This is a genomic window from Shinella zoogloeoides (assembly GCF_033705735.1).
In the GTDB taxonomy this organism is placed as follows: Bacteria; Pseudomonadota; Alphaproteobacteria; order Rhizobiales; family Rhizobiaceae; genus Shinella; species Shinella zoogloeoides_A.
In genome coordinates this window covers 1452503-1471060 of record NZ_CP131130.1, presented here as the reverse complement: position 1 = coordinate 1471060, position 18558 = coordinate 1452503, and the positions used below count along the sequence as shown (strand labels likewise).

Sequence of the window (18558 nt, the reverse complement as noted above, 5' to 3'; positions counted from 1 at the left end):
GGAGCGAAGGGAACAAGCCATGCGCGTGTTCAGCAAGTCATTCATCCGGCCCGGCGCGCGGCTCGCCGCGGCGCTCGGCCTTGCCGTGGCGGTTCTCTGTCCGGCCGGGGCCTTTGCCATCGACCAGTTCGCGCCGGACGCCTACGGCAGCTATCAGGCGAATGTCGAGAACGGCAAGATCATGTTCAGCGCCGCCGGTTGCGGCGCCTGCCACGGCTCCGGCGACAATACCGGATTGCTTTCCGGCGGCATGGAGATGCAGACGGCGATCGGCAAGTTCTTCGCGCCGAACATCTCGGCCCATCCGAACGGCATCGGCGGCTGGTCGAATGCGGACTTCCTCAACGCCGTGATGGTCGGCCTCAAGAAGGACGGCGACAACCTCTATCCGGTCATGCCCTACACGTCCTATGGCGGCATGAAGCCGGAGGACGTCCTGGACATCAAGGCCTATATCGAGACGCTGCCGCAATCGGATGCCGCCTCGAAGGAACACGAGATCGCCTTCCCCTTCAGCCGCCAGACGACGATCACGCTCTGGAAGCGCAGCCACTTCGTCGTGCAGGCCTACCAGAAGCGCGAAGAGACGCAGATGGAACGCGGCCGCTACCTCGTCGAGAATGTCGGCGGCTGCGGCGATTGCCATACGCCGCGCACGACCACCTATGGCCTCGACCTTGCCCGCGCCTACGAGGGCGAGAAAGGCCTGACCGGCGCCGTCGCGCCGGATATCACCAAGGCGCGCATGGCCGGCCTGGCCTCGCACGAGGTCTTCACCAAGAGGCTGATCGAGGAGGGCAAGAAGCTCTCGGGCTCGCCGCTTTCCGATCCGGTCATGCGCCGCATCGCCGAGGGCCTTTCCACCCTTTCCGATGAGGACAGGCAGGCGATGTACGCCTTCCTCGCCGACCGCGAGGTCAAGGTGACGCCGGTCGAGACGAGCCCGACGCCGGTGTGCAGCGAGGCGACGGCGGAAAGCGCGCTCGGCGCCGGTGGCGGCAGCACGGAATTCGCATCGGCGGCCGATGCCTTCATCGGCAAATATTGCCGCAACTGCCACGGGCCGGGCGAAAGCTCGCAGGGCTCGTTCCCCTCGGGCGAACTGGGCTCGATTGCCGCGAACCCGGCCTTCGTCACACCCGGCGACGCCTCCAAGTCCCTGCTTTACACGAGTGTCACCAGCGGCCGCATGCCGCTCGGCAAGCGTCCCTCGGATGCCGAGGTGCAGGGCCTTGCCGACTGGATCAATTCGCTGAGCAAGTCGGCGATCCCCACCGCGGTTTCGGCGACGAAGACCGAGCGCTCCCGGCCGATGCTGAAATATCTCGATTTCGTCGATCTGGCGCTGCGTGATATTTCCAAGGTCGATGCGCACGACCAGCCGTTCATGCGTTATTTCAGTTATCGCGACCAGTATAACGGCATGATGAGCTGCGAAACGCACGAGACCTTCCTCAAGCGCATGAAGGTGCTCGCCGGCGGCTTCAAGAAGCTCCTCAATTCGCTGTCCTACGGGCCGGAGCTCGTCGTTCCCGAGGAGGTGGAAGGCTCAGACGGCCTTCTGGTGCGCATCGACCTGCGCGATCTCGAATGGAGCCAGGAAGACTACGATTTCCTGGTCAACGAATATTTCTACGGCGTCGATCCGGCCAGCAACGCCTCGCTGCAGGCGCTGGCCAAGGCGACGGAAACGCAGCTTCCCATCATGCGGATAGACTGGTTCATGAGCAACGGCGCGCGGCCGAAGGTCTATAACCGTCTCATGAAGTTGCCGACCAACATCATCGAGCTGGAGCAGCGCTTCGGCGTCAACGTCGCGCAGAACATCGAGCGCCGCCGCGTCGTCCGCGCCGGCTTCGCCGACGGCTCGTCGGGGGTTTCCGACCATAACCGCATGCTGGAGCGGCACGACATGCCTTTCGGCGGCTATTACTGGAAATCCTACGATTTTGCCGGCGACGTCGGGCGGCAGGTGCTCAAGCGCTTCCCGGCCGGTCCGGACGGTATCCGCCTGAAAGCCGGCCTGCTGCCCTTCGAGCACGATGGCGGTGAAATGATCTTCTCGCTGCCGAACGGCATGCAGGGATATTACCTGTCGACCAACAAGGGCGACCAGCTCGATGTCGGCCCGGCGAAGATCGTGTCCTTCCGCAAGCGGCCGATCGGCAAGGGCGTCGAGATCATCAATGCCCGCTCGTGCTTCGATTGCCATTTCGACGGCATCCTGTCGAAGCGCGACCAGTTGCGCGAGCATATCGAGACCTCCACGCTGTTCTCCAAGGACCAGCAGGACGAGCTGCTTGCCCTCTATGTGCCGCAGGAGGAGCTGAACGAGGTCTACAAGCGCGATACCGACCGCTTCGTCTCGGCGCTCGACCGCCTCGGCATCACAGAGGCGACGGCCGGCGGCGGCAAGACCAGTCTCAAGGCGCCCGGCGGGGCGGAGATCTTCACCTACTTCGCCGACAAGTACGAGGACGAGCTGAACTTCGAGCAGCTTGCCGCCGAGTTCGACATGACGCCCGAGCAGTTCGCCTCCGATATCCGCCGCCTGACGGATGCCGACGCGCTGCGCATCGGCCTCGACTGGGTCGCGACGCTGGAGGCGGGCGCCACCGTTCCGCGCGTCGAGCTGGAGGAGCAATATGCCTTCATGCTTCAGCCGCTTCTGCAGCTCGAACCGTTGAAGCGCGGCGTCAACCACGACGCGGTCGCCGTCGATACCGCGACCCCCCAGCAGCCGGAGCAGGCAACCGGCGACGATCAGTATCAGGCGGCGACGAACACCGCCCACGCCGTTCCGGCCTACAAGCAGGACGACAAGGCGCAGGCCGACAAGGTGAAGCTCGCCCTGCATGTGCCGTCGACGAGCGCGAAGGTCGGGGACTATCTGAGCTTCGAGCTCAGCACGAACCACGACTGCGAACTCCAGGTGGTCTATGTGGAGGATACCGGAAATGTCGAGATCATCCCGGACGTGATGATCGGCGACACGACGCTGCATCCCGGCGAGCGGCGCGTCATTCCGCAACCCGGCAGCGGCAACCTGACCTTCGATTCGCCGTCGCCCGGCGAGACGATGATCGCCGTCTGCAAGATCGGCGGCCTCGGCGACCAGAAGCTCACGGCGGAGAAGGCCAAGCAGATCGTTGCGGGCTCCAGGCAGCCGACCACGCGCGGCCTTGCCATCAACCTCGCCAGGCAGGCCGAACAGGATAACGGTGCGAGCGGCTTGCAGATGGTGACGTTCGAAATCCAATGATAGCAAGGGCAGGGGCCTTCCGGCTCCTGCCTGCCGATTCGATGAAGACATGAGGGGACTGGACGGACCATGCTGATGCGATACCGGGAGCATTTTCGCATTTCTTCGGCGCGCCAAGGCGGTCCTGCCCCCGACCTCGCGAGGGCACCGTTGCGGGCCTTCATCGGGATCGCGCTTGCGACGGCCGCTTTCGTCCTCGCGGACACGGCGCCGGCATCGGCCTCCTGCGAGGCGTTCAACGGTGTCGTCGATGCCTTCAACGCCGGTGACGAGCAGAAGGCGTTTGCCGCCGCAGAGACGGCGGGCACGGCCAATTGCAGCGCCAACGAGCGCACGCTCGTCGGCCGCGTCGCTGCGCTGACCGCCTTCAACCGCGTCGCCGTCGATGTCGGCAATGGCGGCAAGCTTGCCGATCACCGACAGGTGCTGGAGGAACTGAAGGAGAAATATGGCGGTCCCTGGCAGGTCTATGACGCGCTCGGCGACCTTGCCCGCGAGCGCAAGGATTACGAGGAGGCCGCGCGGCTCTACCAGATCGCGCTGGAGGATGGCTCCAACAAGACGCTGACGCCGGACTGGATGGCGCCCGACGAGGCGTACATCCTGCGCCTCGACCGGCTTGCCGGCGAAATGCGCCTTGCCGCCCCGTGCCCGGTCAAGCTCTCCATGCGCGGCGGCTGCAAGATCGCGTTCCGCGGGGTCACGATCAAGAAGAAGTCGACGCCGGTGCGCTACGTGTTCGGCACGGCGGATTTCACGCCGGAGGGCGTCGAGGCGGCGAAGGACCTCGCCGAATGCCTGAAGGCCGTGAAGCCGGCCGCCATCAAGCTCATCGGCCACACCGACCCGGTCGGCACCGCCGAGGCCAATTACAAGCTCTCGCTGGCGCGCGCCGAAACGCTGAAGACCTACCTTTACGATGCCGGCTATGCCGGCACGATCACGACCGTCGGCAAGGGCGAGGACGAGCCCTTCAAGCCGGACGATGCCAGCGCCTATGACACGGAGACGCTGAACCAGCTGCACCGCCGGGTCGAGGTAGATCTCAAATGAGGGCACTGCTGCCGCGCCTCCTGGCGCTTTTCCTCACCGCCGCCTTTCCGGGCGCCGCCCTTGCGGCGCAGACCTACGGGCTCGTCGTCGGCGTCGACCAGTATCCGAACGATGTCAGCCTCGACGGCGCGGTGCGTGACGCGGAGGACGTCTACCGCTCGATGAGCGCCGCCGGCTTCAAGGTGGTGAAATTCACCAATTCCGAGGCGCGCAAGGACGATATCCGCAAGGCCTGGACGGACATGGTGGCCGAGGCGGCGGCGGGCGACACCATCATCTTCACTTATGCCGGCCACGGCGCGCAGATGCCGGAGCTCATCGCGGGCGACGAAGCGGACGGGCTCGACGAATTCCTCCAGCTTCCGGGCTTCGACCGCAACCGCTACGAGGAGACCACCAGGGAGATCATCGTCGACAACGAGATGAATGCCTGGTTCGCGGAGGCGGAAGGCAAGGGGGTGCATGTGCTCTTCGTCTCCGACAGCTGCTTTTCCGGCGGCATGAGCCGGTCCATCAAGGGCAAGTCGCGCCTTGCGCCTGCGGTCAAGGTCAAGCTCGCCGCGCCCTCGCAGGAGGCGATCGACGGCGCGAACCTCAAGGAAATCGACTTCAAGCAGGTGACGGTGCTCGCCGCATCGCTGGAGAGCCAGCCGACGCCTGAAGTCATCATCGACGGCGAACCGCGCGGTGCGCTGAGCTGGAGCTTCGCCCGCGCGGTGGAGGGCAGCGCAGACCGCAACGGCGACGGCATCATCACCCGCATCGAACTGGAGGACTACGTCTTCTCGAATGTGAAGAACCGCTCGGAAGCGCTGCAGGTGCCGAATTTCACGCCGCAGGTGGCGCGCTCGGAGAGCGAGGTCGTCGTGCGCCTCACGCGCGGCCTTCCCGGCAATGGCGAGGTCGCCGGCGACAATGCGATGCCGCACGCCTTCAAACCGGCGCGGGAGCTCGGCTGGACCGGCAAGATCGCCCTTGAGATCGACGGCGATGCCGAAAAGCCGGAGAATACGGACGGCACGGGCACGCCCTTCCGCTGGGATGTCGCCAATGGCGTCTTCTATACGCCGAACGGCGATGTCGCCGCGGAAAATATCGGTCCGGACCGCATCCAGGCGGTGGTCGACAAATTCGTGCTGCTCGATTTCCTGAAGGCCATGGCTAGCCAGAATCCCGGATCCGTCTCCCTGAGGCCGACACGGGATATTTATGCCGCCGGTGATCGCCTGCGCTTCGACGCCCCGCCCGGGCGCTATCCCAACATGCTGGTCTTCAACCTTGCCAATACGGGCGAGGTGCAGTTCCTCGACATGCAGGCGGCGGGAACGGCGAGTTCCGAGTTCAAGCTGACCGATGTCGAGGTGGTCAAGCCCTTCGGCGCCGATCACCTGATCACGATCTGGACCGCCGAGCCGGTGGACGCCATCGGCGCGGTGCTCGCCGACCGCAACGTGACCGCCGCCGCCTTGCTCCAGGCCCTGATGACGCGCCTCGACGGCAAGGAAGCGAGCGTCGCTATCCAACCCCTTTACACGCGGGAAGCGCTCTGATGATCCGGTATGCCGCAGCCCTTCTGCTTTCGCTCGGTCTTGGCTCCATGGCCTCCGCCGCCGACCGGGCGCTGATCGTCGGCATCGGCACCTATGCCAACCTGCCGGAAAAGATGTTCCTCGAAGGGCCGAAGAACGACGCGCCGCTGATCGAGACGCTGTTGAAGGAAAAGCTCGGCTATCCGGCCGATTCGATCCGCGTCCTGCGCGATCAGGATGCCAGCCGAGCCGCGATCCTCGCCAGCATCGACGACTGGCTGGTCAACGGCACGCAGCCGGGGGACCGGGTCTATTTCTACTTTTCGGGCCATGGCCTGCAGGTGAAGGACGTGAGCGGCGACGAGGAGGACGGGCTCGACGAGGCGCTTTCCACCTATGACATTGCCGCCGGCGACGGCGACTGGACCAATGTGATTCTCGACGACGAGATCGATGCGATGCTGGCGAAGCTCAAGGATCGCGCCGTCACCATCGTCATCGACGCCTGCCACTCCGGCACCATCTCCCGCTCGCTCTCGACGGAGGTCGCCGAGGCGATGGAAAGCGCGCGCTTCCTGCCGCGCCCCCATGCAAAGCCAGGCGAGGTGGTGAAGACGCGCGGCCTGCGCATCGATGTCGCCGTGGTCGACAAGCCGGAGATCGCCAGGCAGAACGGCGTGGAAGCGTGGAGCGCTGCCTCGTCCTATCAGGTCGCCTGGGACGATACGCGCCTGCCGCCGGAGGAGCGGCACGGCGTCTTCACGCTCTCCTATGTCAATGGCCACGAGACCGCCGCCGCCGACAGCAATGGCAACGGCATCGTCTCCAATGCCGAATTGCTGGAATATGTGAAGAAGCAGTCGCAGTCCTATTGCGCCGCGCAGTCGGAATGCCAGGGCCTCGATCCGCAGTTGGAAGTGAACTACGCGCTGCTCGGCGCCAGCGCCGTCGCGCCGGCAGATACCGGCGGGCAGGCGCAGCAGGCAGGCGGCGAGACCGCGCAGCAGCCGACGCCCGATTACGGCAAGATCGAGGAGGTGAAGGTCGAGAACACCCAGCAGACGGCCTATGTCGCCGCCGACCCGGTCGAGGCCGTCGGCGATATCCTCGGCAAGGCCGAGACCGGCGACGTCAAGGTGGCGCTCTCCTCGGACTATCTGAAGACCGGCGATGCCTTCCGCATCACGGTGACGAGCGCCACGAGCGGGCACCTCATCCTCTACGACGTCGACAAGGACGGCAAGGCGACGCAGATCTTCCCCAACGAGGCGGCCCGCAAGATCACGCCGCTGACCGCCAACATGCCGCTCACCATTCCAGACGACTATTACGGCTTCGATTTCGAGGCCGACGGGCCGGGCGAAAACGTTCTCGTCGCCATCGTCATCGCCGACGACGTCGACCTCACCAGGGTCGCCCCGAACGACTATGGCCTGACGAAGGAACTCGACGCCCGCACCACCATCGCCGATATAGCGGGCACGCTGAAGCAGACCTGGACGCGCGACACGGAGAACCGCAGCGTGAACTGGTCGCTGGGACTGCTGAAATATGCGGTTCACTGAGCGCTGCCGCTACCGTATTCCGGCGGCCTGCCGCTTTGCCAAACGGCAGTTGCAAAAGCTGTTTTCGGTGCATTTTCCGGGTTGACCCGGCAGAACCTCCTGCATATGTTCCGCGCACTTCCGCGGGGCGTATGCTCCACGCTCGGGAGCGCGTAGCTCAGCCGGTAGAGCAACTGACTTTTAATCAGTAGGTCCAGGGTTCGAATCCCTGCGCGCTCACCACAAGCGTCCTTGTTGCGGTGGTCTGATTCTCATATCTGCTTTGCTCCTTCCCGACGTCGCCGCTCGCACACGACATATCGCCGCGTTCTCCAAAAGGTGATTGGCAGGAGCGGGGTGCGGCGGCTATCAGAGGCGCAAACGGAGATGCGGGCGGGCCGGTTGCGGGCTGGAGCCGCTTTCTCCGGCCGTCGTGGAGTAGCCCCTTGTCGATTGCCGATATTTCCCTTCTGAGCGCGCTTCTTGCCGGGGCGCTGTCCTTCCTGTCGCCCTGTGTGCTGCCGCTTGTGCCGCCCTATCTGTGCTATATGGCGGGCATTTCGGTGGACCAGTTCCGCGGCAGCGAGGCGGTGGCGGTGCGGCGCGATACGCGGGGCGCTGTGCTGCTGGCGGCCTTCTTCTTCACGCTCGGCTTTGCGACGGTGTTCGTCGCGCTCGGCGCCGGGGCCTCGACGATCGGCATGGTGCTGCGCAAGCATCTCGACGTGCTCGCCCAGATCGGCGGCGTCATCATCATTCTTATGGGCCTGCATTTCCTCGGCGTGCTGCGCATCGGGCTCTTTGCCCGCGAGGCGCGCTTCCAGGGCGGCGGCAAGCCGGCGACCGCCTCCGGCGCCTATATAATGGGCCTTGCCTTCGCCTTCGGCTGGACGCCCTGCATCGGTCCGGTGCTGGGGGCGATCCTCGGCATCGCCGCGGCGCGCGAGACCGTCGGCGACGGCGCGGTGCTGCTGGCCGTCTATTCGCTCGGCCTTGCCATTCCGTTCTGGATCGCGGCCGGCTTTTCCGGCGCCTTCATGCGCTTCCTCGTGCGCTTCCGCCGCCATCTCGGCACGGTGGAGAAGGTCATGGGAGGGTTGCTGATCCTCACCGGCCTAGCCTTCATCTTCGGCTATGTCAGCGCCGTTGCGATCTGGTTCCAGCAAACGTTTCCCATTCTCTCGCAAATCGGCTAGTCGGAAACATCATCCTCGGCAAGCGGAAGCAGACCTTAGCCCATGGCGGATATCATCGGACTGGTCCTGCCGTTCTTCGGCATGATTCTCCTCGGCTACGTGGTCGCGAAGATCACGAAGCAGCCGGTCGAGGCGCTCGGCTGGCTCAATACTTTCATCATCTACATCGCGCTGCCGGCCCTGTTCTTCAAGCTGGTGGCGAAGACGCCGATCGAGCAACTGACCCGCGTCGATTTCATCGTCGCCGATGTCGGGGCGACCTATCTCGTCTTCTGCCTGATCTTCGCCCTCGGGCTGTGGCTGCGCCGCGCGAGCGTCGGCGAGGCGACCATGCAGGGGCTTGCCGCGGCCTATGGCAATATCGGCTATATGGGGCCGGGCCTTGCGCTGCTCGCCTTCGGCGAGCCGGCGGCCGTGCCTGTGGCACTGGTCTTCTGCTTCGAGAACATGCTGCATTTCATGGTGGCACCCGCGCTGATGGCACTTGCCGGCGGCGAGAAGCGGCCGGCCCATCAGGTCGTCGGCGGTATCCTCCACAAGATCGTCACGCATCCGTTCATCATCGCGACGGCAGCCGGTTTCGCCGCCGCCTTTGCCGGTTTCGAGCCGCCGCAATCCCTGCAGCGGCTGATCGATTACCTGGCGCAGGCGGCCGCGCCCTGCGCGCTCTTCGCCATGGGCGTCACGCTGGCGCTCAGGCCCCTGAAGCGCGTGCCGGTGGAGATCGGCTATATCGTGCCGGCAAAGCTCCTGCTGCTGCCGGTCGTCATGTATCTGGTGCTCGGCCTTGCGGGCAATTTCGATCCGGTCTGGGTCTATACGGCCGTGCTGCTCGCGGCGCTGCCGACGGCGACGAATGTCTTCGTCATCGGCCAGCAATATGGCGTGTGGCAGGAGAGGGCGTCGGCGACGATCCTCATCACGACGGTCCTTTCCGTCGCGACGGTGACGATCGTGCTCTACCTCATCAAGTCAGGCCTGCTTCCGGGCGACCCGTTCCCTTAGGCCCTCGCGAAAGGCCTTCAGCGAGCCGAGCGGTTCGATGCCCTCGCGCATGACGATGCTGCGCAGCGGTCCGAGGGCAGACAGCAGATGCAGGCCGGCGGATCGCAGGAACTGTACGGGCAGGAAATCGGAAAGCAGCGAACGGTTGAGGAGATCGACGCTGAGCGTGCGCGAGCGGATGTCGGCCTGTCGCCTGCGGTCGAAACGCTCGCCGAGCGTGGAATAGTTCGCCGGCTCGCTATCGCCGATCAAATCCCTGAGCGCCATGATGTCGCGCAGGCTGAGGTTGAGCCCCTGCGCGCCGATTGGCGGGAAGGCGTGGGCGGCCTCGCCGAGCAGCACGAAGCGTTCCTTGCCGAAATGGTCGGCCGTCATTCCGGAAAGCGGGAAGCTCTGGGCGCCGGCTTCGACGGTGACCTTGCCGAGCATGGACTGCATGCGCTCTTCCACTGACTGGCCGAGGTCGGAAACGGGCAGGTCCCGCAGCCGCGCCGCTTCCTTCGGCGGCAGGACCCAGACGAGGCTGGAGCGCCGGCCGGGCAGGGGGACCTGCGTGAACGGCCCGCTTTCCGTGTGGAACTCCGTCGAGATATTGCCGTGCGGCCGCTCATGCGCAAAGTTCAGCACCAGCGCGGATTGCGGATAGGACCAGGCACGAACGCCGATGCCGGCGCTGTCGCGGATGCGCGACTTCTTGCCATCCGCGCCGACGACCAATGAGACGAGGACACGCTCGCCATCGTCCAGCACCAGCTCCACGCCGTTCTCGAAGCTGTTGGCGGCCGTCACGCCGTTTTCCAGCCGCGCGATATTGCCCTGCGCCGCGATGCGCTCGTCCAGCACCTTGAGGAAGGGCGCATTGGGGATGTTGTAGCCGAACGCATCGAGCCCCACTTCGCCGGAGCGGAAGGCGACCGGCGGCGCGCGCAGAAGGCGCGTCGTGCCGTCGAGGATCTGCATGGTCTCGAGCGCGGCGGCGTGCGGGGCGATCGCATCCCAAAGCGCGAGCGTCTTTAGGAAGGCGATGGACTGGTCCATGAGCGCCGTCGTGCGGCCGTCGGCGGCGCGGGTCGGCGGGGCGATCAGCGCGACGGTGCGGCCCGAATCGGAAAGCGCGAGGGCCGCGAGGCTGCCGGCAAGGCCCGCGCCGACGATCGCGATATCGAATTGTCTCATGACCGACCTCCGGAATGGGAAACGTTTCCCACAGATTTGCGATGCTTGTAGCGAGCAAGAGTAGGGCCGCAAAGAGGCAATTTCCATGGGATGAATCCGCGCAGGGCTGGATACGCACCGGCGGGCCGCGGATTTTCACTGGCGATGGCCGGCAATCAATGCATATTACGGCAAGACACGAAGAGGGCGCGTTCGGCGGATCGCGGCCGGGAAAAAGCCCCAAGGGATGGACGGCGAACCGCAATGAAATTCTTCAACTACAAGCGCGTGCCCTATGCGGAAATCCGCGCCTTTTCCGTCCATATCCTGACGGCGTCCGGCTCGTTTCTCGCCTTTCTCGGCGTCGTGGCCGCGGCCGAGCACCGTTTCGTCGACATGTTCTGGTGGCTCGGCCTTGCGCTCCTCGTCGACGGCATTGATGGGCCCATCGCGCGCAAGGTGCGCGTCAAGGAAGTGCTGCCGAACTGGTCCGGCGATACGCTGGACAATGTCATCGACTACGTGACCTACGTATTGCTGCCGGCCTTCGCGCTCTACCAGAGCGGCATGATCGGCGAGCCCTGGTCCTTCGTGGCGGCCGGCGCCATCGTGGTGTCGAGCGCCATCTACTATGCCGACATGGGCATGAAGACGGACGAGTATTTCTTCTCGGGCTTCCCGGTCGTGTGGAACATGGTGGTCTTCACGCTCTTCGTCATACAGGCGAGCGAGGTGACGGCGTCAGTCGTCGTCTTCGTTTCCGTCTTCCTCACCTTCATGCCGATCAATTTCCTGCATCCGGTGCGCGTCCAGCGGCTGCGGCCGCTCAATCTGGCGATCTTCTTCCTCTGGTCGTTCCTCGGCATCTATGCGCTGCTCCTGCATTTCGCATCGCCGGCCTGGGTGGTCTGGGGCGTGGTCGGCACCGGTCTCTATCTCTATGTCATCGGCGGCGTGCTGCAGGTCTTTCCCAGCCTGGGCCGGCGCTAGAGCATTTCGCTTTTCTCCGAATCACGAAAACGCTCTAACTCATTGTTTTGTCGCATTTCCGGACGCAAAACCGCTTCGCACTTTTGCTGGAAATGCTCTAGAACCCGGAGGAGCATGACATGACCAAGGCGATCGTCGTTCGCAGTCTCGGCGGGCCGGACGTCCTGAAACTCGAAGACGTGCCGCTCGGCCCGCCGGGGCCGGGCGAGGTGCAGATCCGGCAGGCGGCCATCGGCCTCAACTTCATCGACGTCTATTTCCGCACCGGCCTCTACAAGGCCGACCTGCCGTTCATCCCCGGCAAGGAAGGGGCGGGAACGGTGACGGCAGTCGGCGAAGGTGTGTCGGATTTTGCCGTCGGCGACCGCGTCGCCTATGCCTCGGCGGACGGCGCCTACGCGGCCGAGCGCAATGTCGCGACGAAGCATCTGGTGAAGGTGCCGGAGGGCATTTCCCTGGAAACTGCCGCCGCCATGATGCTGAAGGGCATGACGGCGCAGTATCTGTTGCTCCAGACTTACCCTGTGAAGCCCGGCAGCGTGATCCTGTTTCACGCGGCGGCGGGCGGCGTCGGCCTCATCGCCGGCCAGTGGGCAAAGGCGCTTGGCGCGACGGTGATCGGCACGGCCGGTTCGCAGGCGAAGATCGATCTTGCGCTCGCGCACGGCTACGACCATGTCATCGACTACGGCAGGGAGGATTTTGCCGCCCGCGTGCGGGAGCTGACCGATGGGGCCGGCGTCGATGTCGTCTACGATTCCGTCGGCAAGGACACGTTCCCCAAATCGCTGGACTGTCTCAAGCCGCGCGGCCTCTTCGTCAGCTTCGGCAATTCCTCCGGCCCGGTCGATGCGTTCAATATGGGGCTTCTCGCCCAGAAGGGCTCGCTCTTCGCCACCCGCCCGACGCTCTTCCATTACATCGCGACACGCGCGGCGCTCGATGCATGTGCAAATTCGCTCTTTGATGTTGTGCGCAGCAACAAAGTGCGTATCAATATTCATCAGACTTATTCGCTGGCGGACGCGGGACGCGCCCACACGGATCTGGAATCAAGAAAAACGAGTGGAACGACATTGCTCATTCCCTGAAAACGACCCGAAGGGGCGCTGGGAACGGGATTGCAGGAAAGAGGGGCATAGTGTCAGCCGTTGGAGCGTCTGGGGGCCGTCCGTTGCTGGCTGTCCGCAGCCTGACAAAGCTATTCGGTTCGTTTGCCGCCTGTAACGGCATCGACCTCGATATCCAGCCCGGCGAGATCCATGCCCTTCTGGGCGAGAACGGCGCCGGCAAGTCCACCCTGGTCAAGATGCTGTTCGGCGTCCTGGCGCCGACCAGCGGCGAGATTCTGTGGAAGGGCGAATCCGTTCGCATTCCAAGCCCCGGCGCGGCTCGCCGCCTCGGCATCGGCATGGTCTTCCAGCATTTCTCGCTGTTCGAGGCGCTGACGGTCGCCGAGAACATTGCGCTGTCGCTGAGCCCCGGCATCTCGCTCTCGAAGGTGGCCGAGGAAGCCTCGCGCCTTTCCCATCTCTACGGCCTGCCGCTCGATCCGAAGGCTCATGTCGCCGACCTTTCCGTCGGCGAGCGCCAGCGCATCGAGATCGTGCGCGCGCTGCTGCAGAACCCCGAACTCATCATCCTCGACGAGCCGACCTCGGTGCTGACGCCGCAGGAGGCCGACCGCCTGTTCGAAACGCTCGCCAAGCTGAAGGCCGAGGGCCGTTCGGTTCTCTATATCAGCCACCGGCTGGAGGAAGTGCAGCGCATCTGCGACCGCGCCACCGTTCTTCGCCACGGCAAGGTCACCGGCGCCTGCGACCCGCGCAAGGAGACGCCCGCGTCGCTCGCCCGCATGATGGTCGGCAGCGATGTCGCCTCCGTCAGTGCGGCAGGCACGAACACCAAGGGCGACGTGCTGCTCGAGGCAAGGCATCTCAGCGTTCCGGCGCGCACGCCCTTCGCCGTCGCGCTGAAGAACGTCTGTCTCAAGGTGCGTGGCGGCGAGGTGCTGGCCATCGCCGGCGTCGCCGGCAACGGGCAGGGCGAGCTTTTCGATGCGCTCTCCGGCGAATATCCGGTCGCCGATGCGTCGGCCGTCTCGGTCCGCGGCAGGGCCGCCGGCAATCTCGGCATCACCGCCCGCCGCTTGATGGGCGCGGGCTTCGTGCCTGAGGAGCGCCATGGCCATGCCGCCGTGCCGGGCCTGCCGCTTTCCGACAACCTCGTTCTGGCGCGCAACCAGTCGGATCGCCGAACGTTCCTTTCCGGCGGCATCCTCGGCATCATCCGCCGCGCCGTCGTGCACATCGCCTCGCGGCGCATTTCCGAGACGATGGACGTGCGCAAGAGCGGCGAGGACCCGGCCGCCGGCTCGCTTTCCGGCGGCAACCTGCAGAAATATATCGTCGGCCGCGAGCTCGACCGCCAGCCGGCCGTGCTGATCGTCAACCAGCCGACCTGGGGCGTCGATGCGGGGGCGGCGAGCCGTATCCGGCAGGCGCTCGTGGACCTTGCGAAATCGGGCTCGGCGGTGCTGGTGATCAGCCAGGACCTCGATGAGATCTTCGAGGTGGCGACGGAGATCGCCGTCATCAGCGAGGGGCGGCTTTCCGATGCCTATCCGACCCGCGAGTTGACGCGCGAGAAGATCGGCCTCCTGATGGGCGGCATGTACGGCAAGACCGAGGAGGCGGCTCATGCGCATTGAACTCGAAAAGCGCGCCAATCCCTCGACATTCTATTCCATCCTCTCGCCCTTCCTGGCGCTTGGCCTGACGGTCATTGCCGGCGGCATCATGTTCGCGCTGCTCGGCAAGAGCCCGGGATCGGCGCTCTACAGCTTCTTCATTGAGCCGCTGCTAGACGTCTGGTCGCTGCACGAGATCGCGATCAAGGCTGCGCCGCTGATCCTGATCGGCGTCGGCCTTTCCGTCTGCTACCGCTCGAACAACTGGAACATCGGCGCCGAGGGGCAGTTCATCGCCGGGGCGATTGCGGGCTCCATCGTGCCGGTCGTCTTCCACGACTGGCATTCCTCGCTCGTCCTGCCGCTGATGCTGATCTTCGGCATGGTCGGCGGCGCGCTCTATGCCGGCGTGCCCGCCTTCCTCAAGGCACATATGAACACCAACGAGATCCTGACGAGCCTGATGCTGGTCTATATCGCCCAGCTCTTCCTCGACTGGCTCGTGCGTGGCCCCTGGCGCAGTCCCGATGCCTACAACTTCCCGGTGACGCGCGATTTCGCGCCGGAGGCGATCCTTCCCGAGCTCGTTTCCTCCGGTAGGGCCAATCTCGGTTTCGCCTTTGCCGTCATCGCGGCTGTCGCGCTCTGGGTCATGATGCGCTACACGCTGAAGGGCTTCGAGATCACCGTGCTCGGCCAGTCGGAGCGGGCAGGGCGCTTTGCCGGCTTCTCGTCAAAGCGCATGATCTGGTTCTCCATGCTGCTGTCCGGCGCGCTTGCCGGCCTTGCCGGCATTTCCGAGGTCAGCGGCACCATCGGCAAACTGCAGCCGATCATCTCGCCCGGCTATGGCTTCACGGCGATCATCGTCGCCTTCCTCGGACGCCTCAATCCGCTCGGCATCATCGCGGCGGGCCTGTTCCTGGCGCTCACCTATGTCGGCGGCGAGGCGGTGCAACTGACGCTTACCGTCTCCGACAAGGTCACGCGCGTCTTCCAGGGGCTGCTGCTCTTCTTCGTGCTCTCCTGCGATACGCTCATCCAGTACAAGATCCGGCTGGTCTTCTCCCGCCTTACCCGTGGAAACGAGGGAGCGCTCTGATGGGCATGATCGAGGCCATTCTCCTGACCGTGATCACCGCGGCGACGCCGCTCGTGCTCGCCTCCATCGGCGAGCTCGTCACGGAGCGCACCGGCGTGCTCAATCTCGGCGTCGAGGGCATGATGGTGATGGGGGCGGCCATCGCCTTCGCCGCCACGCAGGTCACCGGATCGCCCTATATCGGCATTCTCGCCGGCATTGCCGGCGGCGCGCTGTTCTCGCTGCTCTTCGGCTTCCTGACGCTGACGCTCGTCGCCAACCAGGTGGCGACCGGTCTTGCGCTCACCATCCTGGGCCTCGGCGTTTCCGGCCAGATCGGCGAGCCCTATGTCGGCATGTCGGGCGCCAAGCTCGAGCCGATCGCGATCCCGCTGCTCGCCGACATTCCCTTCATCGGCCCGCTGCTCTTCAAGCAGGACATCATCTTCTACCTGTCGATCGCCATCGTCATCGGCGTCAACTGGTTCCTGTTCAAGAGCCGCGCGGGCCTGAAGGTCCGGGCGATCGGCGACAACCATGCCTCCGCCCATGCGCTCGGCATCCATGTCATCCGCACGCGCTATCTCGCCGTGATGTTCGGCGGCGCCTGCGCGGGCCTTGCCGGCGCGCAGCTCTCGCTGGTCTATACGCCGCAATGGGTGGAGAACATGTCGGCCGGGCGCGGCTGGATCGCGCTGGCGCTCGTCGTCTTCGCCTCGTGGAGGCCCTGGCGGGTGCTGCTCGGCGGCTATCTCTTCGGCGCGGTGTCGATCAGCCAGTTGCATGCGCAGGCCTTCGGCATCGGCATTCCGTCGCAGTTCCTGTCGGCTCTTCCCTATGCCGCCACTGTTATCGTACTAATCCTGATATCGCACAACCGGCGCATGACGCTGATCAACACGCCTGCCTCGCTCGGCAAGCCGTTCGTGCCGGATCGGTGACGAGAACAAGAAGACGGGAAACAACCACTCCAACCCTCAGAGGATAAAATGAAGAAAATCATTCTCGCTCTCGCAACGTCGGCCGCCGTTCTCGGCTTCGCCGTCGCCGCCAGCGCCCAGGACAAGACGAAGATCTGCTTCATCTATGTCGGCTCCAAGACGGACGGCGGCTATTCGGAAGGCCACGACCGCGGCCGCCAGGAACTCGAGAAGGAGATGGGCGACAAGATCGAGACCGCCTTCCTCGAAAACGTGCCGGAAGGCCCGGATGCCGAACGCGCCGTCGAGCGCATGGCGCGCTCGGGCTGCGCGCTCGTCTTCACCACGTCCTTCGGCTTCATGGATGCGACGATCAAGGTTGCGCAGAAGTTCCCGGACGTGAAGTTCGAGCACGCGACCGGCTTCAAGAGCGCGGAAAACGTCGGCACCTACAATGCCCGCTTCTATGAAGGCCGCTACATCCAGGGCGTGATCGCCGCCAAGATGTCCAAGAAGGGCGTCGCTGGCTACATCGCCTCCTTCCCGATTCCGGAAGTCGTGATGGGCATCAACGCCTTCATGCTCGGCGCGCAGTCCGTCAACCCGGACTTCAAGGTCAAGGTCGTCTGGGCCAATACCTGGGCCGACCCGGGCAAGGAAGCCGATGCCGCCAAGGCGCTCGCCGACCAGGGCGTCGACATCCTGACGCAGCACACCGACTCCACCGCGCCGATGCAGGTCGCCGCCGAGCGCGGCATCCACGCCTTCGGCCAGGCCTCCGACATGATCGCGGCCGGCCCGAAAACCCAGCTCACCGCCATCGTCGACACCTGGGGCGCCTATTACGTCAAGCGCACCAAGGCCGTTCTCGACGGCACCTGGAAGTCCGAGCAGATCTGGGACGGCCTGAAGGACGGCATCCTCACCATGGCGCCCTATACCAACATGCCGGACGACGTGAAGAAGGCCGCGGAAGACGTCGAAGCGAAGATCCGCTCCGGCGAGCTGCACCCCTTCACCGGTCCGGTCAAGAAGCAGGACGGCTCCGACTGGCTGGCCGCCGGCCAGGTTTCGGACGACGGCACGCTGCTCGGTATGAACTTCTACGTCGCCGGCGTCGACGACAAGCTGCCGCAGTAAGCGGCAACGCACCGACCAAAGGAAAGGCGCCCCTTGCGGGCGCCTTTTCCGTTTGCGCCCGCGAAAGTCCTATCTCCTTGTTTGTGCGCAATTCCGCGTGCAAAACCGCTTCGCACTTTTGCTGGAATTGCTCTATACCTGCCGGATGGTTCCGCGGAAGAAGGGGTTCTTCGGAACGGAGGAGGGGAAGGTTCTTGCGCAAGGGTTTGCTTGAAACGGTCATCAGCGGGATGAACACGCGCACCAGTCATGCGCAGGTGGTCAACGAGCTGGGCCGGGCCATCATCGCGGGCGAATACCCCGTCGGGGCGACGTTGCCGGGCGATGCCGAGCTTGCCGCCCGCTTCAAGGTTTCGCGCACGGTGCTGCGCGAGGCGATGAAGACGCTGGCCGCCAAGGGCCTCATCGTACCGCGTGCGCGCATCGGCACGCGCGTGACGCCGAACACGCAATGGAACCTTTTCGACAGCGATATCCTCACCTGGTACTTTGCCGTCGGCATCAACGAGGACTTCCTGCTGCACCTTTCGGAAGTGCGCCTCGCCTTCGAGCCGCATGCCGCCGCGCTTGCCGCCCGCCATGCCACGGAAGCCGACATCAGCCAGATGATGCGGCTGGCCGTCGCCATGGGCGATTCGGAGCATACTGCCGAGACGCTCGCCATGGCGGACCTGAAATTCCACCTCTCGGTTCTGGAAGCCTCGCGCAACCCGTTCCTGCGCACCGTGGGCAGCCTGATCGAGGCGGCGCTCGTCGGTGCCTTCAAGCTCAGCTCCCCCGCCGCCGACCGCGGCAAGAGGGGGGATGTGGCGGCAACGCATATCCGCATCGTCGAGGAGATCGACCGGCGGGACGAGGAGGGCGCGCGCCGGGCGATGGAGAATGTCATCCGCGTCGGCCGCGAACGTGTCGTTCAGGCCCTGCGCGAGGGGCAGCAGGTAGACGGATAGCAGCGATCGGAGTCCTGATCGGCAGCATTGCGTGGAGCAACGCG

14 protein-coding genes and 1 tRNA gene are annotated in these 18558 nt (G+C 64.9%); 14 read left to right on the top strand and 1 reads right to left on the bottom strand.

Features of this window, described 5'->3' with window-relative positions:
- Positions 1 to 19 precede the first annotated feature (19 nt).
- From ShzoTeo12_RS07625 to ShzoTeo12_RS07595, 7 genes are all read left to right on the top strand, one after another.
- Complete coding sequence (locus tag ShzoTeo12_RS07625) at positions 20 to 3262, top strand: c-type cytochrome (RefSeq protein WP_318911986.1); 3243 nt, start codon at positions 20 to 22, stop codon at positions 3260 to 3262.
- A gap of 150 nt (positions 3263 to 3412) precedes the next feature.
- Positions 3413 to 4315: an OmpA family protein gene (locus ShzoTeo12_RS07620; protein ID WP_318911984.1), complete on the top strand. Its 903-nt coding sequence runs from the start codon at positions 3413 to 3415 to the stop codon at positions 4313 to 4315.
- Positions 4312 to 5865 (top strand): caspase family protein, encoded by a 1554-nt coding sequence (locus tag ShzoTeo12_RS07615; protein WP_318911982.1) that lies wholly within the window; start codon positions 4312 to 4314, stop codon positions 5863 to 5865. Before ShzoTeo12_RS07620 ends, ShzoTeo12_RS07615 begins: the two co-directional genes overlap by 4 nt.
- Entirely contained in the window at positions 5865 to 7409 is a 1545-nt protein-coding gene (locus tag ShzoTeo12_RS07610) for a caspase family protein (RefSeq protein ID WP_318911981.1), read from the top strand. Before ShzoTeo12_RS07615 ends, ShzoTeo12_RS07610 begins: the two co-directional genes overlap by 1 nt.
- 146 nt (positions 7410 to 7555) lie before the next feature.
- Positions 7556 to 7631 (top strand) — tRNA-Lys (locus ShzoTeo12_RS07605).
- Between the two features lie 203 nt (positions 7632 to 7834).
- Positions 7835 to 8584, top strand: coding sequence for a cytochrome c biogenesis CcdA family protein (locus ShzoTeo12_RS07600; RefSeq protein ID WP_318911979.1), 750 nt, complete (start codon positions 7835 to 7837; stop codon positions 8582 to 8584).
- A 42-nt stretch (positions 8585 to 8626) separates the two neighbouring features.
- Positions 8627 to 9589, top strand: coding sequence for an AEC family transporter (locus ShzoTeo12_RS07595; protein ID WP_318911978.1), 963 nt, complete (start codon positions 8627 to 8629; stop codon positions 9587 to 9589).
- On the opposite strand, the gene ShzoTeo12_RS07590 is transcribed toward ShzoTeo12_RS07595, so the two are convergent.
- Positions 9557 to 10765: a UbiH/UbiF family hydroxylase gene (locus ShzoTeo12_RS07590; protein ID WP_318911977.1), complete on the bottom strand. Its 1209-nt coding sequence runs from the start codon at positions 10763 to 10765 to the stop codon at positions 9557 to 9559. The genes ShzoTeo12_RS07595 and ShzoTeo12_RS07590 overlap by 33 nt on opposite strands.
- Positions 10766 to 11008: 243 nt before the next feature.
- Here ShzoTeo12_RS07590 and pcsA point away from each other — a divergent pair, with 243 nt between their 5' ends.
- The 7 genes from pcsA (at position 11009) to ShzoTeo12_RS07555 (ending at position 18514) form a co-directional block, all read left to right on the top strand.
- Positions 11009 to 11734, top strand: a complete 726-nt coding sequence (pcsA, locus tag ShzoTeo12_RS07585; RefSeq protein WP_119256317.1) for a phosphatidylcholine synthase — start codon at positions 11009 to 11011, stop codon at positions 11732 to 11734.
- Between the two features lie 119 nt (positions 11735 to 11853).
- Complete coding sequence (locus tag ShzoTeo12_RS07580) at positions 11854 to 12825, top strand: quinone oxidoreductase (protein ID WP_318911975.1); 972 nt, start codon at positions 11854 to 11856, stop codon at positions 12823 to 12825.
- 50 nt (positions 12826 to 12875) lie between these two features.
- Entirely contained in the window at positions 12876 to 14444 is a 1569-nt protein-coding gene (locus ShzoTeo12_RS07575; RefSeq protein ID WP_318911974.1) for an ABC transporter ATP-binding protein, read from the top strand.
- The gene (locus ShzoTeo12_RS07570; RefSeq protein ID WP_318911972.1) at positions 14434 to 15525 is read left to right on the top strand and encodes an ABC transporter permease; all 1092 of its coding nucleotides are present in this window, start codon (positions 14434 to 14436) and stop codon (positions 15523 to 15525) included. The genes ShzoTeo12_RS07575 and ShzoTeo12_RS07570 overlap by 11 nt, the downstream gene beginning before the upstream one ends.
- Entirely contained in the window at positions 15525 to 16445 is a 921-nt protein-coding gene (locus tag ShzoTeo12_RS07565) for an ABC transporter permease (protein WP_318911971.1), read from the top strand. The genes ShzoTeo12_RS07570 and ShzoTeo12_RS07565 overlap by 1 nt, the downstream gene beginning before the upstream one ends.
- A gap of 48 nt (positions 16446 to 16493) precedes the next feature.
- Positions 16494 to 17564 (top strand): BMP family ABC transporter substrate-binding protein, encoded by a 1071-nt coding sequence (locus ShzoTeo12_RS07560; RefSeq protein WP_318911970.1) that lies wholly within the window; start codon positions 16494 to 16496, stop codon positions 17562 to 17564.
- 230 nt (positions 17565 to 17794) lie between these two features.
- Positions 17795 to 18514, top strand: a complete 720-nt coding sequence (locus ShzoTeo12_RS07555) for a FadR/GntR family transcriptional regulator (protein WP_162911351.1) — start codon at positions 17795 to 17797, stop codon at positions 18512 to 18514.
- The last annotated feature ends 44 nt before the right edge of the window (positions 18515 to 18558 follow it).